Genomic DNA, 22,857 nt, shown 5'->3' with positions numbered 1-22,857 from the left:
TTTTTCGGCTTTTTTTCGCGCGTTGTCTGCCTTTGCGCTCTTGCTCAGCACGCAGAGCGCGCTAACATCAAATTTCTGGAAAGTTGATGCAGCGCACTCAAGTCGCATGGCCGCTCGACCGATATAGAGCCAAGGGCAATTCCGTCGATGGGCGGGCAATCGGTCGATAGTCTTGTTGCCAGAATTGATGGCAAAATAATGGCATGCGCATGGATTAAGGAAACCCCTTTGAAGCTGGAATTTCGCAACAGCTTGTCGGTGAAGTTGCTCAGGGTGGTGCTGCTCTCGGCGTTGGCGGTCGGCGTCGTGCTCAGCTGCGCGCAGATCGTCTACGACGTCTACAAGACTCGCCAGGCCGTGAACAGTGACGCCCAGCGCATTCTCGACATGTTCCGCGACCCATCCACCCAGGCGGTGTACAGCCTTGACCGGGAAATGGGCATGCAGGTGATGGAAGGCCTGTTCCAGGACGAATCGGTGCGCATGGCCTCCATCGGCCACCCCAACGAAACCATGCTTGCGGAAAAATCCAGGCCGCTGCAGGACATGTCCATGCGCTGGCTGACCGACCCGATCCTTGGCCAGGAACGCACCTACACCACGCAACTGGTCGGCCGCGGCCCGTACAGCGAATACTACGGCGACCTGAGCATCACCCTCGACACCTCCAGCTACGGCGAAGGCTTTTTGATCAACGCCGTGATCATCTTCATTTCCGGGGTATTGCGCGCCCTGGCCATGGGCCAGGTGCTGTACCTGGTGTATCACTGGCTGCTGACCAAGCCGCTGTCGAAGATCATCGAGCACCTCACCCAGATCAACCCCGACCGCCCCAGCCAGCACCAGATTCCATTGCTCAAGGGCCACGAGAAGAACGAACTGGGCATCTGGGTCAACACCGCCAACCAGTTGCTGGCGTCCATCGAGCGCAACACCCACCTGCGCCACGAAGCCGAGAACAGCCTGCAACGCATGGCCCAGTACGACTTCCTCACCGGCTTGCCCAACCGCCAGCAGTTGCAGCAGCAGTTGGACAAGATCCTCGACGACGGCGGCCGCCTGCAACGGCGCGTAGCAGTGCTGTGCGTGGGTCTGGATGACTTCAAGGGGGTCAACGAGCAGTTCAGCTACCAGGTTGGCGACCAGTTGCTGCTGGCCCTGGCCGACCGCCTGCGCGCCCACAGCGGCCGCCTGGGCGCCCTGGCCCGCCTGGGGGGCGATCAGTTCGCCCTGGTCCAGGCCAATATCGAACAACCCTACGAAGCCGCCGAGCTGGCCCAGAGCATCCTCGACGACCTCGAAGCGCCGTTCGACCTCGACCACCAGCAGATCCGCCTGCGGGCCACCATCGGCATCACCCTGTTCCCCGAAGATGGCGACAGCACCGAGAAATTGCTGCAAAAAGCCGAACAGACCATGACCCTGGCCAAGGCCCGCTCGCGCAACCGCTACCAGTTCTACATCGCCAGCGTCGACAGCGAGATGCGCCGGCGCCGCGAACTGGAAAAAGACCTGCGCGAAGCCCTGCCGCGCAACCAGTTGTACCTGGTCTACCAACCGCAGATCAGCTACCGCGACCACCGCGTGGTCGGTGTCGAAGCACTGCTGCGCTGGCAACACCCGGAGCTGGGCATGGTGCCGCCGGACCAGTTCATCCCCCTGGCCGAACAGAACGGCAACATCATCAGCATCGGCGAATGGGTCCTCGACCAGGCCTGCCGCCAGCTGCGCGAGTGGCACGACCTGGGCTTCAGCGAACTGCGCATGGCGGTCAACCTGTCCACCGTGCAGTTGCACCACAACGAGCTGCCGCGGGTGGTCAACAACCTGCTGCAGGCCTACCGCCTGCCGCCGCGCAGCCTGGAGCTGGAGGTCACCGAGACCGGTCTGATGGAAGACATCAGCACCGCCGCCCAGCACCTGCTCAGCCTGCGCCGCTCAGGCGCGCTGATCGCCATCGACGACTTCGGCACCGGCTATTCCTCGCTCAGCTACCTGAAGTCGCTGCCGCTGGACAAGATCAAGATCGACAAGAGCTTCGTCCAGGACCTGCTCGACGACGACGACGACGCCACCATCGTCCGGGCCATCATCCAGCTGGGCAAGAGCCTGGGGATGCAGGTCATCGCCGAAGGCGTGGAAACCGCCGAACAGGAGAGCTACATCATCGCCCAGGGCTGCCACGAAGGTCAGGGCTACCACTACAGCAAGCCGCTGTCGTCGCGCGAGCTCACCGCGTTTCTCAAGCAGGCACAGCGCAACCAGGTCTCGGTGCTGTAACCCCCGCCACACATGCCGATGCACCGCAAACGGGCGTTTGCATGAAATGCGCGCCCGCCCCTTTACAGCAAATGCAAATCTTTCGCATGATGTTGCGGTTTCGCGTGCCACGCCGCACGGTCCAACCACACGACGCAGGAAACCAATAATGATTCGTATGCCTCTGGCCTCCGCCAGTCTGCTCGCCATCGCCATCGCCCTCGCCGGTTGCGGCGAAGGCAAGAACGACAAGGCCGCCGCGCCGCAAGCCCAGGCACCTGCCGCCGCCAGCACCACCGCCGCCGCACCGGGCGCTGTCGATGAAGCCGCCGGCAAGGCCGTGGTCAAGCATTACGCCGAGATGGTCTACGCCGTGTACAGCGACTCGCTGAGCACCGCCAAGCAACTGCAAACCGCAGTGGACGCGTTCCTCGCCAGCCCCAACGACCAGACCCTGAAGGCCGCGAAAGAAGCCTGGGCCGCCGCCCGCGTACCGTACCTGCAGAGCGAGGCGTTCCGCTTCGGCAACACCATCATCGACGACTGGGAAGGCCAGGTGAACGCCTGGCCCCTGGACGAAGGCCTGATCGACTACGTCGACAAGAGCTACGAGCACGCCCTGGGCAACCCGGCCGCCGGCGCCAACATCATCGCCAACACCGAAATCCAGGTTGGCGAAGACAAGGTCGACGTCAAGGACATCACTCCCGAGAAGCTGGCCAGCCTGAACGAGCTGGGCGGTTCCGAAGCCAACGTCGCCACTGGCTACCACGCCATCGAATTCCTGCTCTGGGGCCAGGACCTCAACGGCACCGGCCCTGGCGCGGGCAACCGCCCGGCGTCGGACTACCTGGAAGGCAAAGGCGCCACCGGCGGCCACAACGACCGCCGCCGCGCCTACCTGAAATCGGTCACCCAGCTGCTGGTCAAGGACCTCGAAGAGATGGTCGGCAACTGGGCACCGAACGTTGCCGACAACTACCGCGCCACTCTGGAAGCGGAGCCGGTCAACGACGGCCTGCGCAAGATGCTGTTCGGCATGGGCAGCCTGTCGCTGGGCGAACTGGCCGGCGAGCGCATGAAGGTCTCGCTGGAAGCCAACTCGCCGGAAGACGAGCAGGACTGCTTCAGCGACAACACCCACTACTCGCACTTCTATGACGCCAAGGGCATCCGCAACGTCTACCTGGGCGAGTACACCCGCACCGACGGCACCAAGCTGAGCGGCCCGAGCCTGTCGTCGCTGGTGGCCAAGGCCGATCCGGCCGCCGACGCCACCCTCAAGGCCGACCTGGAAGCCACCGAAGCCAAGCTGCAGGTGATCGTCGACCACGCCCTCAAAGGCGAGCACTACGACCAGCTGATCGCAGCCGACAACGCTGCCGGCAACCAGATCGTGCGTGACGCCATCGCCTCCCTGGTCAAGCAGACCGGCGCGATCGAGCAGGCCGCAGGCAAGCTGGGCATCGACAACCTGAACCCGGACACCGCTGATCACGAGTTCTGATCTGCGTCTGCGGTTCACAAGAGGCGGCCTTCGGGTCGCCTTTTTTACATGTTTCACCCACACAAATCCCTGTGGGAGCGGGTTTACCCGCGAATCAGGCGACTCGGTACCTGGCACCGGCTGCGCCGGTGATCGCGGGTAAACCCGCTCCCACAGGGTGCACGACATGTCCGCGATTTCATCCAGCAATTGCAAATTGCTCTTATTCAAAAACAGCCGGCCTGATAAGCTTGCACGCCGGTTTTTCGCCCACGCCCAGGATTGTCGATGTCCTTGCTCCGCCTAAGCCCCCTGCTGCTGGCCCTCGCCCTTGCCGCCTGTGACGACGCCCCGCGTTTCACCCAGGCCGAGCCCGGTGAGGCCCTCTCCGGCGGCGAGGCTACGGTGCAGCGCAGTGACCGCAACGCCTTCTCCCTGCCCTCGGCCAACCTCAGTCCCGAGCGGCGCCTGGACTTCGCCGTGGGCAACAGCTTCTTTCGCAGCCCCTGGGTGATCGCCCCGTCCACCACCACCGCTCGTGATGGCCTGGGCCCACTGTTCAACACCAACGCCTGCCAGAACTGCCACGTGCGTGACGGTCGCGGCCACCCGCCGGAGCCCGGCGACAGCAACGCGGTGTCGATGCTGGTACGCCTGTCGATCCCCGATCAGCCCTACTACGCCCATGTCATCGAGCGCCTGGGCGTGGTGCCTGAGCCGGTTTATGGCACCCAGCTGCAGGACATGGCCGTGCCCGGCGTGGCGCCGGAGGGCAAGGTGCGGGTGAGCTACGACAGCCAGACCGTCACCTTCAAGGACGGCCACCAGGTCGAATTGCGCCGCCCCACCCTGCAGATCACCCAGCTCGGCTACGGCCCGATGCACCCTGATACCCGCTTCTCGGCCCGCATCGCCCCACCGATGATCGGCCTCGGCCTGCTCGAAGCCATCGCCGAAGCCGACATCCTGGCCAACGAAGACCCGGATGACCGTAACCACGACGGCATCCGCGGCCGTGCCAACCGGGTCTGGGACGACGCCCAGGGCAAGACGGTGGTCGGCCGCTTCGGCTGGAAGGCCGGGCAACCCAACGTCAACCAGCAGAACGTGCATGCCTTCGCCGGTGACATGGGCCTGACCAGCACGCTGCTGCCCAAGGACGACTGCACCCCGGCCCAGGTCGACTGCCTGGCCGCGCCCAATGGCGACGGCGCCGATGGCGAAAAAGAGGTCAGCGACAACCTCCTGCGCCTGGTCACCTTCTACACCCGCAACCTGGGCGTACCAGCCCGCCGCGACGTCGCGGCCCCCCAGGTGCTGGCCGGCAAGAACCTGTTCTACCAGGCCGGTTGCCAAAGCTGCCACACCCCACAGTTCACCACTGCCGCCGATGCCGCCGAGCCCGAGCTGGCCAGCCAGGTGATACGCCCTTACAGCGACCTGCTGCTGCACGACATGGGCCCGGGCCTGAGCGACGAGCGCACCGAGTTCGCCGCCAACGGCCAGGACTGGCGCACCCCACCACTGTGGGGTATCGGCCTGAGCCAGACCGTCAGCAGCGACGCCCGCTTCCTCCACGATGGCCGCGCCCGCGACCTGCTTGAAGCCGTGCTCTGGCACGGTGGCGAGGCCCAGACGGCGCGCGACCAGGTACTGACCTTCAATGCCGAGCAGCGCGCCGCGCTGCTGGCCTTCCTGAATTCACTTTAAAACGCGCTAAGGAGCCGGGCATGTTCCGACCCAAACTGTTGTTCACCAGCCTCGCCGCACTCGCCCTCGGCGCTTGCTCGCCGCAGGACCCGCAAGCCGTGACCTCCGCCGCCATCGCCAAGCAGGTGATCCTGCCGACCTACAGCCGCTGGGTCGAGGCCGACCGCCAGTTGGCCGCCAGCGCCCTGGCCTACTGCGAAGGCAAGACCTCGCTGGACAGCGCCCGCGCCGACTTCCTCAATGCGCAGAAAGCCTGGGCCGAGCTGCAACCGCTGCTGGTCGGCCCGCTGGCCGAAGGCAACCGCGCCTGGCAGGTGCAATTCTGGCCGGACAAGAAGAACCTGGTGGGCCGCCAGGTCGAGCAACTGGTCAATGGCGACAAGCCGGTCGATGCCGAGTCGCTGGGCAAGGCCAGCGTCGTGGTGCGCGGCCTGTCCGCCTACGAGTACATCCTGTTCGACAGCAAGCCGGACATGGCCACGGCCGAACAGAAAGCCCGCTACTGCCCGCTGCTAGTGGCGATCGGCGAACACCAGAAGGTCCTGGCCGAGGACATCCTCAAGAACTGGAACAGCACCGACGGCATGCTGTCGCAGATGACCAAGTTCCCCAACCAGCGCTACGCCGACTCCCACGAAGCGATCGCCGACTTGCTGCGCGCCCAGGTCACCGGCCTGGACACCCTGAAGAAGAAACTCGGTGCGCCAATGGGTCGCCAGAGCAAGGGCATCCCGCAACCGCTGCAGGCCGAAGCCTGGCGCAGCCATTCTTCGCTCAAGAGCCTGGAAGCGTCGCTCAAGGCCGCTCAGACCGTCTGGGTCGGGGTCGACAACCAAGGTCTGCGCGGCCTGCTGGGCAAAGACCAGGCGGCGCTGGCACAGAAGATCGACGACGCCTACGCCGCCACCCTCAAGCTGCTGGCCGACAACCAGAAGACCCTCGGCGAGCTGCTGGCCGACGAAGCCGGGCAGCAGGCGCTTAACCAGATCTACGACAGCCTGAACGTCCTGCATCGCCTGCACGAAGGCGAGCTGGCCAAGGCGCTCAACATCCAACTGGGCTTCAACGCCAACGACGGTGACTGATCATGCTGCGACGCCAGGCGATCAAACTCGGTAGCGTACTGCTCAGCGCCCTCACCCTGGGCGGCTGGAGCCTGCTGCGCAACAAAGGCAGCGAGCCCTTGCTGCTCTCGGCGCGCGACGATGGCGACGGCAAGCACTACGCCGTCGGGTTCCGCCTGGACGGCACCCAGGTGTTCAGCACCCAGGTGGCCCAGCGTTGCCACGCGATCATCAACCACCCCGAACTGCCCATCGCCCTGTTCGTCGCCCGCCGGCCCGGCACCGAAAGCTACCTTATCGACCTGCGCGACGGGCGCCTGCTGCAAACCGTCACCTCGCAGCCGCACCGCCATTTCTACGGCCATGCGGTGATCCACAAGGGCGGCGAATGGCTGTACACCACCGAGAACGACACCACCGACCCAGGCCGTGGCGTGCTGGGGGTGTACCGCTTCGAAGGAGAGCGCCTGGTGCACACCGGCGAGCTCTCGACCCACGGCATCGGCCCCCACGAAGTGGCCTGGTTGCCCGACGGCGAGACGCTGGTGGTGGCCAACGGCGGCATCCGCACCGAAGCCGAAAGCCGGGTAGAGATGAACCTCGACGCCATGCAGCCGAGCCTGGTGCTGATGCAGCGCGACGGCACCCTGCTGAGCAAGGAAACCCTGGCCCAGCAGATGAACAGCGTGCGCCACCTGGCGGTGGGCGACGACGGCACCATCGCGGCCTGCCAGCAGTTCATGGGCGGCTCGGAGGAGACGGCCGAGCTGCTGGCGATCAAACGCCCCGGCGAGCCGTTCAAGGCTTTCCCGGTGCCCGAGCGGCAGTTGCAGTCGATGGCCCAGTACACCGCCAGCGTCGCCATCCACAGCGACCTGCGCCTGGTGGCGCTGACCGCGCCACGGGCCAATCGGTTGTTCATCTGGGACCTGGACAGCGGCGCGGTGAAGCTCGATGCACCGATGCCCGATTGCGCCGGGGTGGGTGCGGTGCAGGATGGTTTCGTCGTCACCTCCGGGCAGGGGCGTTGCCGTTTCTATGACTGCCGCAAGGCAGAGCTGATCGGGCAACCGATGAACCTGCCGTCCGGGTTCTGGGACAACCACCTGCACCTGGCCTGATTTCTCGTAAAAGCCTTATCGCGGGGCAAGTCGCAGCGGCGCACCGCCGCTCCCACGAAGGAATGGACTGACCCAGGGTCTCCATTCCATTCCTGGGTCAGTCCAGGCCGTGGGAGCGGCGGTGCGCCGCTGCGACTTGCCCCGCGATAAGGCCCTCCCCTTTTCCGAAAAACCGACAATACTTGCCCCATCGCGCGTGGGCAGGATCGCCCGTGGTCGCGCGTACTCCATAACAACCTCGCATCCAGGGAACCGGACCATGTTGCGCCGCCGCATGCTGATCATGTTGGCCGTTGTCTTGCTGATCGTGCTGATCCTGGGGGGCATCAAGGCCTTCTCCATCTACAAGCAGGTGCAGATGTTCAGCCAGCCCAAGCCGCCGGTCAGCGTTGCCGCGGCCCAGGCCGAACTGCGCCAGTGGCAGCAGCGCCTGCCGGCGGTCGGCAGCCTCAAGGCTTTTCAGGGCGTGGAACTGAGCCTGGAAGTGGCCGGCACGGTCAAGTCGCTGCACTTCGAGTCGGGCCAGCAGGTCAAGGCCGGGCAACTGCTGCTGCAACTGGACCACGACCAGGAAACCGCGCTGCTCGGCACCGCCCAGGCCGACCTCAACCTGGCCAAGGTCGACTTCGGCCGCGGCAGCCAACTGGTCGGCGACTCGGCCATCTCCCGCGGTGAATTCGACCGCCTTACCACCCAGTACCGGCGCAACCAGGCGGTGGTCGATCAGCTCAAGGCGTCGCTGGCGAAAAAAAGCATCAGTGCGCCGTTCAGCGGCACCATCGGCATTCGCCAGGTAGATGTCGGCGCCTACCTCGCCAGTGGCACGGTGATCGCCACCCTGCAGGACCTGTCCAGCCTCTACGTCGACTTCAACGTGCCCGAGCAGGCCCTGCCGCACCTGAGCCTGGGCCAACAGGTACTGGTGCAGGTGGCCGCCTACCCAGGCCAGACCTTCCCCGCCAGCCTCAGTGCGATCAACCCGAAGGTCGAGGAAAGCACGCGTAACCTGCTGGCCCGCGCTACCCTGGCCAACCCCGACGGCAAGCTGCTGCCGGGCATGTTCGCCAGCCTGCAGCTGCTGCTGCCCAACCCGCAACCGCAGGTGGTGGTGCCGGAAAACGCCATCACCTTCACCCTGTACGGCAACTCGGTCTATGTGATCAGCCCGAAGAAGGCCGAGGACGGTCAGCCAGTGCCCGGTGCCGACGGCCAACCGCAGTTGATTGCCGAACAGCGCACCGTGCAGACCGGCGAACGGCGCGATGGCTGGGTGGTGGTGAGCAAGGGCCTGCAGGCCGGCGACCAGGTGGTGACCGCCGGCCAGCTCAAGCTGAGCCCCGGCGCGGCAATCCGTATCAGCGACGACCAGGCCCTGAAACCTGCCGCGCCTGGCACGAACTGAACGGGAGGCGGTCATGGCATTCACCGACCCGTTCATCCGTCGCCCGGTATTGGCCAGCGTGGTCAGCCTGCTGATCCTGCTGCTGGGCCTGCAAGCCTGGAGCAAACTGCAGATCCGCCAGTACCCGGCCATGGAAAACGCCCTGATCACGGTGACCACCGCCTACCCCGGGGCCAACGCCGAGACCATCCAGGGCTACATCACCCAGCCGCTGCAACAGAGCCTGGCCAGCGCCGATGGCATCGACTACATGACCTCGGTAAGCCGGCAGAACTTCTCGGTGATCTCGGTCTACGCACGCATCGGCGCCGACACCGACCGCCTGTTCACCCAGCTGCTGGCCAAGGCCAACGAGGTGCGCAACAAGCTGCCGCAGGACTCGGAAGACCCGGTGCTGAGCAAGGAAGCCGCCGACGCCTCGGCACTGATGTACATCAGTTTCTACAGCACCCAGATGAGCAACCCGCAGATCACCGACTACCTGTCGCGGGTGATCCAGCCCAAGCTGGCCACCCTGCCCGGCATGGCCGAAGCGCAGATCCTCGGCAACCAGGTGTTCGCCATGCGCATCTGGATCGACCCGGTGAAGCTGGCCGGCTTCGGCCTGTCGGCGGTGGACGTGACCAATGCGGTGCGCCGTTACAACTTCCTCGCTGCCGCCGGTGAGGTGAAGGGCGAGTACGTGGTGACCAGCATCAACGCCAGCACCGAACTCAAGACCGCCGAGGCCTTCGCCGCCCTGCCGGTCAAGACCGCCGGCGACAGCCGGGTACTGCTGGGCGATGTGGCACGCATCGAGATGGGCGCCGAGAACTACGACACGGTCAGTTCGTTCGACGGCACGCCGTCGGTGTACATCGGCATCAAGGCCACCCCGGCGGCCAACCCGCTGGACGTGATCAAGGAAGTGCGCAAGCTCATGCCGCAGTTGGAAGAGGAGCTGCCGTCGAGCCTCAAGGTGTCGATCGCCTACGACGCCACGCTGTTCATCCAGGCCTCGATCAATGAAGTGATCAAGACCCTGGGCGAGGCGGTGCTGATCGTCATTGTCGTGGTGTTTCTGTTCCTCGGCGCCCTGCGCTCGGTGGTGATCCCGGTGGTGACCATCCCGCTGTCGATGATCGGCGTGCTGTTCTTCATGCAGATGATGGGCTACTCGCTGAACCTGCTGACACTGCTGGCCATGGTCCTGGCCATCGGCCTGGTGGTGGACGACGCCATCGTGGTGGTGGAGAACATCCATCGCCATATCGAAGAAGGCAAGACCCCGTTCGAGGCGGCGCTGGAGGGCGCACGGGAGATCGCCTTGCCGGTGGTGTCGATGACCATCACCCTGGCGGCCGTGTACGCGCCGATCGGTTTTCTCACCGGCTTGACCGGTGCCTTGTTCAAGGAGTTCGCCCTCACCCTGGCGGGTGCGGTGATCATTTCCGGCATCGTCGCCCTGACCCTGTCGCCGATGATGTGCGCCCTGCTGTTGCGCCACGAGCAGAATCCTACGGGCCTTGCCCATCGCCTGGACCTGATCTTCGAGCACCTCAAGCTGCGTTACCAGCGCCTGCTGCACGGCACCCTCGACAGCCGCCCGGTGGTGCTGGTGTTCGCCGTGCTGATCCTATGCCTGATTCCGGTGCTTTTGATGTTCACCCGCAACGAACTGGCGCCGGATGAGGACCAGGGGGTGATTTTCATGATGAGCAGCTCGCCGCAGACCGCCAACCTCGACTACCTCAATGCCTACACCGACAAGTTCACGCCGCTGTTCAGGACCTTCCCCGAGTACTACTCGTCGTTCCAGATCAACGGTTTCAATGGGGTGCAAACCGGCATTGGCGGCTTCCTGCTCAAGCCTTGGAGCGAGCGCGAACGCACGCAGATGGCGTTGCTGCCGCTGGTGCAGGCCGAACTTTCACAGATCGGCGGCCTGCAGATCTTCGGCTTCAACCTGCCCTCTCTGCCGGGCACCGGTGAAGGCTTGCCGTTCCAGTTCGTGATCAACACCGCCGGTGACTACCCTGCCCTGCTGGATGTGGCCCAGCGCATCAAGGCCCGTGCCGAGGCCTCGGGCAAGTTCGCGTTCCTCGATATCGACCTGGCCTTCGACAAGCCTGAAGTGCTGATCGACATCGACCGCGCCAAGGCGGCGCAGATGGGCGTGTCCATGGATGCCCTGGGCGGCACCCTGGCCACCCTGCTGGGCGAGGCGGAGATCAACCGTTTTACCTTGGAGGGCCGCAGCTACAAGGTGATCGCCCAGGTCGAGCGGCCCTACCGCGCCAACCCCGGTTGGCTGAACAACTACTACGTGAAGAATGACCAGGGCCAATTGCTGCCGTTATCGACCCTGATCACCCTCAGCGACCGCGCCCGGCCGCGCCAGCTCAACCAGTTCCAGCAGCTCAACTCGGCGATCATCCAGGGGGTGCCGATGGTGAGCATGGGCGAGGCGCTGGACACCGTGCGGGCCATCGCCCGCGAGGAAGCGCCTGAAGGCTTCTCGGTCGACTATGCCGGTACGGCGAGGCAGTTCGTGCAGGAAGGCAGCGCGCTGTGGATGACCTTTGGCCTGGCCCTGGCGATCATCTTCCTGGTGCTGGCGGCGCAGTTCGAGAGTTTCCGTGATCCTTTGGTGATTCTGGTGACGGTGCCGTTGTCGATCTGTGGGGCGTTGTTGCCGCTGTTTCTTGGGGTGTCGAGCATGAATATCTATACCCAGGTGGGGCTGGTGACCTTGATCGGGCTGATTACCAAGCACGGCATTTTGATCGTCGAGTTTGCCAATCAGTTGCGGGAGGAGAAGGGGCTGGGGGTGCGTGAGGCGATCGAGGAGGCGGCGGCGATTCGGCTGAGGCCGGTGCTGATGACCACGGCGGCCATGGTGTTTGGGATGGTGCCGTTGATTCTGGCGACTGGGGCTGGGGCGGTCAGTCGGTTTGATATCGGGTTGGTGATTGCTACGGGGATGTCGATTGGGACGTTGTTTACGTTGTTTGTGTTGCCTTGTATTTATACGGTGTTGGCGCATAAGGGGCGGGGGTTGGCTGGGTGAGGTTTTGGTTTTGGTTTTGGCTTCGGCTTCGGCTTCGGCTTCGGCTTCGGCTTCGGCTTCGGCTTCGGCTTCGGCTTCGGCTTCGGCTTCGGCTTCGGCTTCGGCTTCGGCTTCGGCTTCGGCTTCGGCTTCGGCTTCGGCTTTCAGAGTGTTGGTTTTGATAGATGTATGCGCATTCAGCGGCGGTGGCGACTTTTAGTCACCTTTCCGCCCTTACGGCGGGTTACTTTGGTCTTGGCCAAAGTAACCAAAGCCGCCCGCTCCATCATACGGCCCCTGCGCTGCGCTCCGGGGTCCCCTCGCTCCGGTGCCTTCCGGGCCCGCGCGGCCTACGACTTGCTGCGCAAGTCTACATCTCGCGCCTTCGGCTTACGCCGAAGGGCGCTGCGCACCTGGGCCCTACAGTCACCTCCACTCGGCCTCCTGAAGTCGCAATTTGTGTTGCCTGGACTATCGCGCGCTTAGAAGCAAGATCAAGAGCAGATCAAGAGCAGATCAAGGGCAGATCAAGAGCAGATCAAGAGCAGATCAAGAGCAGATCAAGAGCAGATCAAGAGCAGATCAAGAGCAGTGGTACAGCCATCTATGTTTGGCTGTTGTTTATGAATTGTTTATTCGGGCCCTATCGCCGGCAAGCCGGCTCCCACAGGTACAGCGTAAGCCTGAAAGTTTGGCATTTACYTGTGGGAGCTGGCTTGCCAGCGATTGCAATCCTGAGTTCCCWACTAATCCAACTAGCGACAGCTAACGCCAGCCCAGGCGCCGCCCCTAACTTCGCGACTTCAGGAGGCTGAGCGTAGGCGTCTGGAGGGCCCTGGTGCGCAGCACCCTTCGGCGCAGCCGAAGGCGCGAGATGTAGACTTGCGCAGCAAGTCGGAGGCCGCGCGGGCCCGGAAGACGCCGGAGCGAAGGGACCCCGAAGCGCAGCGTAGGGGCCGTATGAATGGAGCGAGCGGCTTTGGTTACTTTGGCCAAGACCAAAGTAACCCGCCGTAAGGGCGGAAAGGTGACTTCGCGTCGATATCACAAATGAATGTGCATACAACTATCAAAACAAACAAAAACCCAAAAACTTGAAACTTGAAACTTGAAAGCAACGATCAAGAACTCTCCCGCTGCATCAACTCAAACCCCAGATCCTGCTGCTCAGCCACCACCCGCTTACCATCAAGCATCGCCAGCAACGCCTGCGCCGCCCCCCGCCCAACCGCCGCCCGCGGCGTACGAATCGACGTCAACGGCGGCACCATGTGCGCCGAAGCCGGCAGATCGTTGAACCCGATCATCGCCACCCGCCCAGGCACCGCAACCCCCTCACGCAACGCCTGCAGCACCGCCCCCTGCGCCAGGTCGTCGTTACAGAAAAAGACCCCATCGACATCCGGCGCCTGTGCCAGCAAACGGCTGAACAACTCTCCGCCCAGACCAATCGACGAAGGCTGCGGGTCAAGCAACTCCAGCTCCGGCGCCTGCAACCCAGCCTCCGCCAAAGCCTGACGGAAGCCCTCGGCACGCTGCATCACCCTCGGGTCCAGTTGCGCCGCGATGAACCCCAGGCGCCGCCGCCCACGCGCAATCAGATGCTGCGCCGCCGCACGCCCGGCCTGATGCTGGGAAAACCCAACCGACAAGACGCCCTCTTCACCGCCCAGCTCCATCATGTGCACGCACGGCACATGGCTGGCCGCAAGCAGCTGTCGCGAACCCTCACTGCGCTCGAAACCGGTGAGCAACATGCCACAAGGCTGATAGGCGAGATAGTTGCGAATCAGGTTCTCTTCCTCGGCAATATCGTAGTGATAGTTGCCGATCAGCACTTCCAGACCACGCGGGCGCATGACCTCGTGAATGGCTTCGAGGGTGTCGATGAACAGCTGGTTCGACAATGACGGAATCAGTACCACCACCGATTGACTGCGCGCCGAGGCCAAGGCCCGCGCCGCCGGATTGGCAACGTAGCCCAGGCTGCCAGCTGCCGCCACGACCTTGGCCACCAGTTCCGGGGCCACAGTGCTGACTCCGCGCAGGGCGCGGGAAGCGGTAATCGGGGATACCCCGGAAAGCCTGGCGACTTCCGCCAGAGTGGGACGACCTGTGGTGCGCGAGCCGATGCGAGACATGAATGTTGTAATTTTACTACTTGCAGGAATGAGGAACGGTCACTAAGGTAGCGCTGTCTCTGGACGCAGGCAATGCAATCTTGGTAGCAGCCATGCAGGTAGCGTCCATACTGCCTAAGACAAAATCAATAACACCCGGGAGGGTGGCGCTCGCACTCTCGTTTCGCCTTGGTCGAGACAGCGCTATCTCACCCAGCAGGAGGTACCGATGAACTTTCCCCTGTCCGCGATAGTGGTGATGGGTGTAGCTGGATGCGGCAAAAGCAGCATCGGCGCCGCCATCGCTGCGCGCAGCGGCGGTCGCCTGGTCGAAGGCGATGCCTTCCACCCCGCCAGCAACATTGCCAAGATGAGCGCCGGCATCCCCCTGGACGATGACGACCGCGCCGGCTGGCTGGTGCGCCTGGGCGAAGAGTTGCAGGCCATCATCAAAGCCGGCGAGCGCCCGATCCTCACCTGCTCGGCACTCAAGCGCCGCTACCGCGAAACCTTGCGCCAGGCCGTGCCCGAACTGGGTTTCGTATTCCTCGAACTGACCCCGCAGGAAGCCGAAAAGCGCGTACTCGCCCGCCCCGGCCACTTCATGCCGGCCAGTCTGATCGACAGCCAGTTCGCCGCCCTGGAATCACCGATCGGCGAACCCCTCACCCTGGCGCTGGATGCCACCCGCCCGATCGAGGCCCTCGCCGAGACCGTGCATGACTGGCTAAAGCCTTGCGGTGAGCGGCCCCTGGCGCGGACTGCCTGACCCGGCGGTTTTCCGGCTCACCAAAGATAGCGCTATCTCGCCACCTGAAAGCGGCGAACGCTCAAAACCAAGCTACGCCAAAACAACAACGACAAGACCGAGGCTTACGAACCATGTTCGGACTGGCTACTGATACCTTCCTGCTGCTCGACGCGATGGTCACCATCATCGGGCTCATCCTGCTGATCACCCATTTCAAGGTCCACCCCTTCGTTGCCCTTACCCTGGCCGCAGGCTTTCTTGGCCTGACCTCCGGCATGCCGGTGGCCAAGGTGATGAAATCGTTCCAGGACGGCTTTGGCGGCGTGCTGGGCTTCGTCGGCATCGTCCTTGCGCTGGGCACCATGCTCGGCAAGCTGATGGCCGACTCCGGCGGCGCCGACCAGATCGCCCAGACGCTCATCCGCGCGTTCGGCAAGCAGAAAGTGCACTGGGCAATGATGTTCGCCGCCTTCCTGGTGGGCATCCCGCTGTTCTTCGAAATCGGCTTCGTGCTGCTGATTCCCCTGGTATTCATCGTCGCCCGCCGCTCCGGGGTGTCGCTGGTGAAGATCGGCATCCCGCTGCTGGCCGGCCTGTCGGTGGTGCACGGCCTGGTGCCGCCGCACCCGGGGCCATTGCTGGCGATCGGCATCTTCCATGCCGACATCGGCAAGACCATCTTCTACGGCCTGCTGGTCGCCCTGCCCACCGCCGTCATCGCCGGCCCGCTGTTCGGCAACTTCATCTCGCGCTACATCCCCGGCAACCCTTCCCAGGAGCTGATGGACCAGATCGCCCGTGAGTCAGACCAGAAGAACCTGCCCAGCTTCAGCGTGACCCTGATCACCGTGCTGCTGCCGGTGGTGCTGATGCTGCTCAAGACCTTCGCCGACGTGGTACTGCCGGCCGAGCACATCGTGCGCCAGTGGATGGACCTGATCGGCCACCCGATCACCGCCCTGCTCGCCGCCCTGCTGCTGGCCTTCTATACCTTCGGCTCGGCCCGCGGTTTCAGCCGCCAGCAGATCATGAAGATGCTCGACCAGAGCCTCGCCCCCACTGCCGCGATCGTGCTGATCGTCGGCGCCGGCGGCGGCTTCAAACAGATGCTGGTGGATACCGGCGTGGGCAACGTGATCGGGCAAATGGCCGTGCAGGCCGATATTTCGCCGATCATGCTGGCCTGGCTGGTGGCGGCGGTGATCCGCATTGCCACAGGTTCGGCGACAGTCGCCACCATCACCGGCGCCGGCATCGTTGCCCCGGTGATCGACCTGGTGCCGGGCGTCAACCGCGAACTGCTGGTGCTGGCCACCGGCGCCGGCTCGCTGATCCTGTCCCACGTCAACGACGCCGGTTTCTGGCTGGTCAAGCAGTACTTCAACATGACCGTGGCCGAGACCTTCAAGACCTGGAGCATGATGGAGACCATCCTCTCGGTGGTCGGCATCATCTTCATCATGTTGCTGGCCCAGGTGGTGTGACCGTTGATCAGGTTCATGGCAACTTGCTGACCAGGGCATGGCCCAAGTGAGACAGCGGCCCCGCGCAAGCGGGGCCTATGCCTTTGTGTCGCAAGGAGCTTGCCCGATGAACCGTTGCTTCCTGTTTGCCGCCCTGCTTGCATCGCCCCTGGCGCTCGCCGCCGGCACCGGTGCCACCTACCCCGACGATCCGCACAACCCGGCACCACAGCCGGGCGTGGATAGCACCCTCAATCCGATCGAGAAACCCATGCCACGGGATACCGACCCACGGATCAAGGGCAACGACCCGGACAGTCCCGCAGCCCGGCAGAATGATGATCGCGATCTTCCGGGGCTGGGGGAAAGCGGCTCAGAGGGCATGGGCCGCCAAGGTGAAGGCGCCAGCGGCAAGCCCTGAGGCAACAGCCTGCCCCGCAGCTTGCTTGGCATGGCCCTGAGTCAACCAGTAAGGCCCATATCGCGGGGCAAGCCCGCTCCCACGCTCTCTGTCAGGGCCCATATGCCACCTCACCACTGCCGCTTGTCCGGCCGTGTCAGCCCCAGTTTTTCGATCTTGTAGCGCAGCATGTCCCGCGACAGCCCCAGCAGGCGTGCCGATTTGGTGACATTCCAGTCGGTGCGGTCGAGGGTGCGGCAAACCATGTCGCGTTCCATGTCCGGCAGGCTGCCAGCGTTTTCCGGTTCATGCCGGGGCAGTTCGAAGATGGTCGCTGACGCCGGTTGGGCCACGGGTTCGTCAACCAGGGTCAGGCACAGGTTCAACTGGTGCGCACCGATCACCTCGCTGGGTGCCAGCAATACGGTCTGCTCAAGCATGTTGCGCAGTTCGCGCACATTGCCCGGCCAGCTGTAGCCGAGCATCATCGCCTCGGCCTCGGCGGAAAAACGCAGCCCTGGCTTGCCGTAGCGCCGCCCATGGTGGGCAAGGAAGTGCCGCGCCAGGCGCAGGATGTCCTGGCCACGGGCATACAGCCGGGGCACCTTGAGGGCGATGATGCGCAGGCGGAAGAACAGGTCGCGACGGAACTTGCCCTGCTGCACCATCTGTTCGAGGTTGCAGTTGGTGGCGCTGATCACCCGCAAATCGACCTTGCGCTCCTTCACCGCGCCAATGCGGCGAATACTGCGATCTTCGAGCAGCTTGAGCAGCTTGGCCTGCAGCACCAGGTCCATCTCGCCGATCTCGTCGAGGAACAGGGTGCCGCCATCGGCCGCCTCGACCAGGCCCACGCGGCGGTCCTTGGCATCGGTGAAGGCGCCCTTTTCATGGCCAAACAGCTCGGCTTCCAGCAAGTTGGCCGGGATCGACGCGCAATTGAACTCGATGAAAGGCCCCTTGGCGCGGCTGCCGTCGAAATGCAGGGCGCGCGCCACCAGCTCCTTGCCGGTGCCCGTCTCGCCTTCAACCAACACGGGCGGAAGATCGTCGCTGGCCATGCGCCGTTCGGCATCGAGCACCTGGCGCAGGGTGTGCTTGAGCTCAAGCATGGCCGGTGACTCGCCGATCAGCGCCTGCAAACCGGACTTCTGTGCCTCGCGCTCCTGATAGAACGACAGCGTGCGCTCCATGCGCTCGGTAGCCAGGGCCTTGTCCAGCATCAGCTTGAGCTCGGCCAGCACCACCGGCTTGGTGAGGTAGTGGAAGGCGCCCTCCTTCATGGCCAACACGGCGTCCTCGACGTTGCCGTAGCCGGTCATCATGATCACCTTGAGCTCCGGGGCCTGGGCCACCAGGGTGCGCAACAGGTCATGGCCGCTCATGCCGGGCAACGAGTTGTCGGTGATGACCGCGTCTGGCTGGGCCCGCTTGATCTGCTCCAGGGCCAGCTCGGCGCTGTGGCACACCGTCACCTCGAAACCTTTGAGTTTCAGGTAGGTGCAAATGTTGTCGGCGAGGATTTCATCATCCTCTACCACCAGGATGCTGTGATCCATGGTCCCCTCCCGCTGCAAGGTTGAAAGTAAGGCTGACGCGGGTTCCTTCCTCTTCGCGGCTGCTCAGTTCGACCGAGCCGCCAAAGCGCTCCATGATGCGTTTGACCAACGCAAGGCCCACACCCAGGCCGCCCTGCTTGGTGGTGAAAAAGGGTTTGAACACCATGCGTTTCTGCTGCTCGGTCATGCCTTTGCCGGTGTCGCTGAGCAGCAGCCGGGCCTGCTGCCCATCCAGCATCAGCACCTCGGCACGCAACGCGCCACCCAGCGGCATCGCTTCCAGCGCGTTGGCGAACAGGCTGTTGAGGATCTGCGTCAGCTGCAACGGCTGGCTGGCCACCCACTGCTCGGCGGGGCCGATGAAGCTGAAGCACACACCGTTACGCTGGATCTGTGGAGTGAACGCCTGCCGTGCATCCTCGATGGCGGCAACCAGGTCGACGGCTTCGGGCTCGTCACTGGCCGGGCGCAGCGACACCAAAAGGTCGCGTACCCAGCGTGACATGCGGTCGACCTGGGTAACGATGTCACCGATATTCTTCTGCGCCGCCGGGTTGGCGATCTCCTGGGCCAGCTCGGCGCTCGAGCGTATGTTGGCCAGCGGATTGCGCAGGCTGTGGGCCAACGCCGAGGACATCTCGCCCAGGGCGGCATAGGTCTCGCTCGCCACCAGGCGGTCCTGCTGGTGGTGCAGCATGCCCGCAGCCCGGCGCACGATCCAGAACAGCCCGAAGTAGATCAGTGCCCCGCCTGCCAGGGTCGAGCCCCAGATCAGCACGTAGCCACGCTGGATGCGCCGCACCAGGTCCTGGGGCTCCTTGTAGATCTCGACCATGGCCAGCACCTGCTCGCCCTGGCTGTCGAACAAGGGAATGTAGTTTTCGATGAACAGGTGGCGCGGCTCGCGTTCGAACTTCTGCTCTTCGCGATCCTCGTCTGCCTTGTGGTAACTGGCCGAGACCGACTTGCGCGAGCGGAAGGCATGCTCGAGGTCGTCATCTTCATCGATGCGCTTGCCGATCAGTTGCACATTGGTCGACCAGACCACCGTACGGTCCCGGGCATAGACGTTGGCCAACAGCGTGTCGGGCAGGTGCTCGACATGGTCGAGGAACTCCACCCGGGTCGACTCGGCGAGTTGCGGGGTGAACTGCAGGTGCTGCTGGTCGAGCCGTGGGTCGAGCAGCTCGCCCATGGTGATGCCCGGCGGCAATTGCGAATGGCGTACCTCGGCCTGGGCCATGGCCTGGATGAACTGGGCGGTGAGCATGGCATCGCGCTCGACGCTGTCACGCACCACAAAGCGTGTCGAGGCATAGCCAAGGCCAATGGCCACCGAGGCGATGATCAGCAGGCTGACCAGTGAAAACCAGCGCAGCAGGTTGAACTCGCGCAGCGGCGCAGCCTGCCCGGTCGAGGGCGCAGCGGATTTGTCGGGGGCTTCGTCCTGCAGTGTCTGCATCGCCTGGTTCCCGCCTGGAGACTGCCGAGGATGGCCTGCGCTACGCGCGGTAGCACATTGATAACTGCCGACCAAGATGACGGCCTTGGCCGATGGTTGGATGATGGGAAAGCAAGATCTTGGCCAGCACTCGGCTTATTTGAGCAATCGTTAATAATCAGTCAGTTATCAATTATTCTTAAAGTAAAGTAGATAAATATTCCCCACATCTGGGTAATGTTCACCCACCGGTACCCGTGTCATGGCTGAGCCAGGCGGAAGTTGAGCGACACCCGGGTGCCGACACCTTCATGACTGCTCAACCTGACCGAGCCGCCAAAACGCTCCATGATCCGCTTGACCAGCATCAACCCCACCCCCAGGCCACCCTGCTTGGTGGAGAAGAACGGCCGGAAAGCCAGGCGCTGTTGCTGCTCGCTCATCCCCCGGCCAGTGTCTGAAAGGCGCAGCGTCAGGCTGCGCCGATCGTGGCGCACCAGCTCAACACGTAGCTCGCCGCCCTGCTCCATCGACTCCAGGGCATTGGCGATCAGGCTGTTGAAAATCTGCCCGAGCAACACCGGCTGCCCAAGCACCTGCACCGCCGGCAATTCGGCCAGGCGCACCTGCACGCTGCTGCGCCGCAGCGCCGTGTCGTAGGCTTGCAGGCTGGTCTGCAGGGCCTGGCCCAGGTCCACCGGCACCGCCTCTTCACTCAAGGGGCGCAGCGACTGCAACAGCTCACGCACCCAATGCGACATGCGGTCGACCTGATTGATGATGTCGTTCACATGCTTTTGCGCCGGGCCCTCGTCGAAGGCCTGGGCCAGCTCGGCGCTGGAGCGGATGCTGGCCAACGGGTTGCGCAGGCTGTGGGCCACCGCCGAAGACACTTCGCCCAGCGCAACGAACGTCTCGTTGCCGATCAGCCGCTTCTGCTGCACGGCCAGCAAGCGCGCGGCCCGGCGCATGATGCCGTACAACCCGGCATAGACCAGCCCGGCGCCCACCACCACGGCCAGCCAGATCAACAACAGGCCATGCTCGATGCGCACGATCAGGTCGTGGGGCTCCTTGTAGATCTCCACCATGGCGGTGACTTGATCGTTATCGGCATCGAACAGCGGGATGTAGTTTTCGATGAAGAGCTGTTCAGGCGGGGTGACGAACTTCTGCTCACTGCGCGCTTTATCGAAATCGTGGTAACTCGCCGACACCCGCATCTTGTACTCGAACGCCCGGTCGAGGTCGTCGTCACCCTCGATCAGCTTGCCCACCAGCGCCGGGTTGCTCGACCAGATCACCGTGCGGTCGGGGGCATAGATGTTGGCCAGGAGCATGTCCGGCAGGTGGGCGATATGGTCGAGAAATTCGCCTCGGGCCTTGCGCCGGGCCTCAGGGTCGACATCCGGCAGGCCGTGATCGGTACGCGCGTCGAGCAGCTCGCCCATGGTGCGCACATTGGGGATCGACACATGGCGCACCTCGGCGTCGGCAATCGAGGTGATGAACTGGGCGGTCAGCAACGCATCGCGCTCGACGCTCTCGTCGATGATGTAGCGGCTGGAGATCAGCCCCAGCCCCACGGCCACCGAAACGATGAACGCCAGGCTGACCCAGGCATACCAGCGCAGCAGGTCGAATGGCCGGCGCGCCGCGCTGGCCTCGGCGGCAGGCATGAGTGTGTCGGGACGGGGGGCGAGGTCCATGGCGGGCTCCGCGGCTGGGCACCTGTTTCAAGGTTATAGCCCAGAGTTGGGGAATCCATGATGGTTTTACGCCACTGCCCGGTACTTTCGCGACCAAGGGGCCCGCCAGGCCAGCTGGCTACAGCGGCGAATCTTCGGCCAAGCCCCGCAACAGGCGGTAATCACGCAGCACGTTGGGCACATAGCGCCGCGTCTCGGCAAACGGCGGCACCACCTTGCCGCGGCTGAGCACAGCTTCGGGCCCGGCGTTGTAGGCGGCGACAGCCAGGGTGATGTCGTTGTCGAACAGGGTCAGCATGCGTTTGAGATAGCGCGCCCCGCCCTGCACATTGGACTTCGGGTCGAGCACGTCCTTGACCCCCATCTCCTTCGCCGTGTCCGGCATCAACTGCATCAGCCCCGCCGCGCCCTTGGGCGAACGCGCCTTGGGGTTGTAACCCGACTCGGCCTTGATCAGCGCATGCAGCAGTGCCTGGGGCACATCGTTGGCCAAGGCAGCAGCGGCCACCAGATCGGCGTAGGGCCGGCCGGTGACCAGTTGCGCGTTGGCCGGCCCGCCGTCCGCCATCGACTCACTGATCACCCGCTCGTACTGCCGGCCTGGCCGGTGCACGTTGGACAGGATGAAGCCGCCCTTGCCGTCGCTGGCGATGTACACGTCGGCTATCGCCTCCGGCATCACCGCTGACGCCATCAATCCCGCTGCCAGGCCAAGAAAACTCAGTCCACGCATGTCGTTCGCCTCCCACCGTGGCCCCCGATGTGGGGGAAATGCCCCGGAAAACCCGGGTGTACGAGGCATGACGCAAGCAGCGTGCCGCTTGCCATCCCGCATGGCGCAAGGCCCCGGCGCAGACGTGCACGGCTGTTGCATGGCAGCTGTGCACACGCAACGGAGGGTTTCCCCATGCAGCGCAGAATCCATGCCCAACAGGGTTTCACCCTGCTCGAACTGCTGGTGGTGCTGGTGGTACTCGGCCTTCTGGCCGGTATCGTCGCGCCCAAGTACTTCAGCCAACTCGGCCGTTCCGAGGCCAAGGTGGCGCGGGCGCAGATCGAGGGCCTGGGCAAGGCCCTGGACCTGTACCGCCTGGAAGTCGGCCATTACCCCAGCAGCGAACAGGGCCTGCAGGCGCTGACCGTGGCCCCCAGCGGCGAGGCGCGCTGGTCCGGGCCATACCTGCAGAAAGCCGTGCCGCAGGACCCCTGGGGCCGCCCCTACATCTACCGGCAACCCGGCGAGAACGGCGGCGAGTACGACCTGCTTTCGATGGGCAAGGACGGCCAGCCCGGCGGCGATGGCGAGAACGCCGAGATCACCAGCTGGCAATAAGGAGCCCGGCC

General features: G+C 64.2%; 16 protein-coding genes. 11 read left to right on the top strand and 5 right to left on the bottom strand.

All coding sequences use genetic code 11. The features are described 5' to 3' along the window. Positions 1–228: 228 nt before the first annotated feature. The 7 genes from RTH46_RS14045 (at position 229) to RTH46_RS14015 (ending at position 12,091) form a co-directional block, all read left to right on the top strand. Positions 229–2,280, top strand: coding sequence for a putative bifunctional diguanylate cyclase/phosphodiesterase (locus tag RTH46_RS14045; protein WP_316905939.1), 2,052 nt, complete (start codon positions 229–231; stop codon positions 2,278–2,280). A 148-nt stretch (positions 2,281–2,428) separates the two neighbouring features. Continuing rightward, positions 2,429–3,766 (top strand): imelysin family protein, encoded by a 1,338-nt coding sequence (locus RTH46_RS14040; protein WP_279845116.1) that lies wholly within the window; start codon positions 2,429–2,431, stop codon positions 3,764–3,766. A 261-nt stretch (positions 3,767–4,027) separates the two neighbouring features. Next, on the top strand, positions 4,028–5,455 hold the full coding sequence (locus RTH46_RS14035) for a di-heme oxidoredictase family protein (protein WP_316905938.1): 1,428 nt from the start codon (positions 4,028–4,030) through the stop codon (positions 5,453–5,455). 20 nt (positions 5,456–5,475) lie between these two features. Continuing rightward, positions 5,476–6,540 carry an imelysin family protein gene (locus tag RTH46_RS14030; RefSeq protein ID WP_316905937.1) on the top strand — a complete coding sequence of 355 codons (1,065 nt, stop codon included), beginning with the start codon at positions 5,476–5,478 and terminating at the stop codon, positions 6,538–6,540. Between the two features lie 2 nt (positions 6,541–6,542). Beyond that, on the top strand, positions 6,543–7,640 hold the full coding sequence (locus RTH46_RS14025) for a DUF1513 domain-containing protein (RefSeq protein WP_258705767.1): 1,098 nt from the start codon (positions 6,543–6,545) through the stop codon (positions 7,638–7,640). 259 nt (positions 7,641–7,899) lie between these two features. Further along, complete coding sequence (locus tag RTH46_RS14020; protein WP_279845122.1) at positions 7,900–9,042, top strand: efflux RND transporter periplasmic adaptor subunit; 1,143 nt, start codon at positions 7,900–7,902, stop codon at positions 9,040–9,042. A 13-nt stretch (positions 9,043–9,055) separates the two neighbouring features. Further along, positions 9,056–12,091, top strand: a complete 3,036-nt coding sequence (locus RTH46_RS14015) for a multidrug efflux RND transporter permease subunit (RefSeq protein WP_316905936.1) — start codon at positions 9,056–9,058, stop codon at positions 12,089–12,091. 1,100 nt (positions 12,092–13,191) lie between these two features. Here the strand turns inward: RTH46_RS14015 and RTH46_RS14010 are convergent. Further along, positions 13,192–14,211, bottom strand: coding sequence for a LacI family DNA-binding transcriptional regulator (locus RTH46_RS14010; protein WP_316905935.1), 1,020 nt, complete (start codon positions 14,209–14,211; stop codon positions 13,192–13,194). Positions 14,212–14,419: 208 nt separating this feature from the next. On the opposite strand from RTH46_RS14010, the gene RTH46_RS14005 reads away from it, so the two are divergent. From RTH46_RS14005 to RTH46_RS13995, 3 genes are all read left to right on the top strand, one after another. Then, complete coding sequence (locus RTH46_RS14005; protein ID WP_316905934.1) at positions 14,420–14,959, top strand: gluconokinase; 540 nt, start codon at positions 14,420–14,422, stop codon at positions 14,957–14,959. 113 nt (positions 14,960–15,072) lie between these two features. Further along, entirely contained in the window at positions 15,073–16,425 is a 1,353-nt protein-coding gene (locus RTH46_RS14000) for a GntP family permease (RefSeq protein WP_110994462.1), read from the top strand. A gap of 106 nt (positions 16,426–16,531) precedes the next feature. Then, positions 16,532–16,825: a hypothetical protein gene (locus tag RTH46_RS13995; protein ID WP_316905933.1), complete on the top strand. Its 294-nt coding sequence runs from the start codon at positions 16,532–16,534 to the stop codon at positions 16,823–16,825. Between the two features lie 110 nt (positions 16,826–16,935). On the opposite strand, the gene RTH46_RS13990 is transcribed toward RTH46_RS13995, so the two are convergent. The 4 genes from RTH46_RS13990 to RTH46_RS13975 form a co-directional block, all read right to left on the bottom strand. After that, positions 16,936–18,363, bottom strand: coding sequence for a sigma-54 dependent transcriptional regulator (locus tag RTH46_RS13990; RefSeq protein WP_316905932.1), 1,428 nt, complete (start codon positions 18,361–18,363; stop codon positions 16,936–16,938). Continuing rightward, positions 18,332–19,825 (bottom strand): sensor histidine kinase, encoded by a 1,494-nt coding sequence (locus RTH46_RS13985; protein WP_153788822.1) that lies wholly within the window; start codon positions 19,823–19,825, stop codon positions 18,332–18,334. Before RTH46_RS13985 ends, RTH46_RS13990 begins: the two co-directional genes overlap by 32 nt. Before the next feature lie 239 nt (positions 19,826–20,064). Next, on the bottom strand, positions 20,065–21,513 hold the full coding sequence (locus tag RTH46_RS13980; RefSeq protein ID WP_153788821.1) for a sensor histidine kinase: 1,449 nt from the start codon (positions 21,511–21,513) through the stop codon (positions 20,065–20,067). Positions 21,514–21,631: 118 nt separating this feature from the next. Next, positions 21,632–22,246, bottom strand: coding sequence for a lytic transglycosylase domain-containing protein (locus tag RTH46_RS13975; protein WP_316905931.1), 615 nt, complete (start codon positions 22,244–22,246; stop codon positions 21,632–21,634). A 174-nt stretch (positions 22,247–22,420) separates the two neighbouring features. Between RTH46_RS13975 and gspG the strand changes: the two genes are divergently transcribed. Beyond that, positions 22,421–22,846, top strand: coding sequence for a type II secretion system major pseudopilin GspG (gene gspG, locus RTH46_RS13970; protein WP_110994457.1), 426 nt, complete (start codon positions 22,421–22,423; stop codon positions 22,844–22,846). The last annotated feature ends 11 nt before the right edge of the window (positions 22,847–22,857 follow it).

The sequence above is a fragment of the Pseudomonas sp. zfem004 genome (assembly GCF_032621715.1).
GTDB lineage: Bacteria > Pseudomonadota > Gammaproteobacteria > Pseudomonadales > Pseudomonadaceae > Aquipseudomonas > Aquipseudomonas sichuanensis.
The sequence above is the reverse complement of the archived record's forward strand: the minus strand, read 5'-3'. Positions and strand labels throughout refer to the sequence as shown.